At 50.5% G+C, this 1,138-nt stretch carries 2 protein-coding genes; both read right to left on the bottom strand.

What is annotated here, in order from left to right:
- Nucleotides 1-345: HEPN domain-containing protein (locus tag J7J55_00595; GenBank protein ID MCD6141214.1), on the bottom strand; the 345-nt coding region annotated here is incomplete at its 3' end.
- Nucleotides 335-673 (bottom strand): nucleotidyltransferase domain-containing protein, encoded by a 339-nt coding sequence (locus J7J55_00600; GenBank protein MCD6141215.1) that lies wholly within the window; start codon nt 671-673, stop codon nt 335-337. The genes J7J55_00600 and J7J55_00595, both read right to left, overlap by 11 nt.
- Nucleotides 674-1,138 lie beyond the last annotated feature (465 nt).

Consider the following 1,138-nt stretch of genomic DNA (forward strand, 5'->3'; position numbering starts at 1 on the left):
TTGCGAAAGCTTCTCCGCTAAGCCGTGACTGTATTCTTCAAGCTCGCCTGGATAGCGTGATCCGACCGCGAAGTAGCTCAGTTCTGCCAAAACTCGGGGCTGTACGCCAACATCGACGGTCGAAGGGAGCAAGCGATTCAAGAGTACCAAATCATGGGACTTGGGGAAAGGTACTCCGTAAGCTGTAAGCAGAGCTTTCAATGCCTTCTCAGCCGCTTGCTGAGCGTGATAGCAGACGATATCCGGCGGAAAATCCGAATCCTTTAGCAGGATCTCAATGGCTCGCAGATCTGATTGGGCTTTTCGAAGCCAAGCCTGTGCTGCTTTCAAGGCTTCAGGTTGCATAGATAACTACTCCCTCATGCGCTGCAGGGTAGGCCACGGTTCCTGGCAGATTCTTATCACGTTCCCACTCTTCTGGTCGAAGGACGATTAAGTCTTTAGGGACCGGAAGGTCGGCTAAGGCCATGAGTAAAGTAATCGCAACCTGATGCCTAGGCCCTTCAAACGGCAGCACCACTAGAAGATCCAGATCAGAATCAGGCCCTGCTTCACCACGGGCCCAGGATCCAAATAGGATCACCCGCTCAGGCTGAACATGTCTAAGGATTTGCGTGAGAGCATCGAGGGCGATCTTGGGCACCTTCTCCGCTCCTTTTACTTGAGATTTCATGGCTTACCCTTCCCTTGTTGTTCCCATTCTACTCGCTTTATCTTCTCTTCCCCAATTTTTCGATATTTCCGCCCGCATGCTTGGCAGGCAGCCTTATTGCCGCTAAATGGATATGCGGCAGGAATCTTGCACCAGTTTACCGCCTCTTCCGTCCACTCAATCTTGCCCAAACTTCTTCAACACCTCTTCATGGGAGATCCTCTTAAACGGCTTTCCCAGGCGTTCCTTTAGCTTATGCTTGAACTCATCCCTCAGTTCCAATTCAGAACAGGGGCCCCAAGCATCTCCAAGATCTTCTGCTCTATCAAATATTACAGATCTTCCAGGCTTAGGTCATTAACCTTAGGCATCTCTTTCCCCCTTCAATCGAGCTTCCGCTGCATCATCCTCGATGATACTGCTTACCTCGCTTTTTCCGCCATTGGTTGTCCATCGCTTGATTATAATCCTAGCCTGGCGCTAGTT

The organism is Candidatus Bipolaricaulota bacterium (assembly GCA_021159055.1).
GTDB lineage: Bacteria > Bipolaricaulota > Bipolaricaulia > UBA7950 > UBA9294 > S016-54.

Coding starts and splice junctions, on each gene's coding strand:
- J7J55_00600 (MCD6141215.1), bottom strand. CDS start 673: ATGAAATCTCAAGTAAAAGGAGCGGAGAAGGTGCCCAAGATCGCCCTC.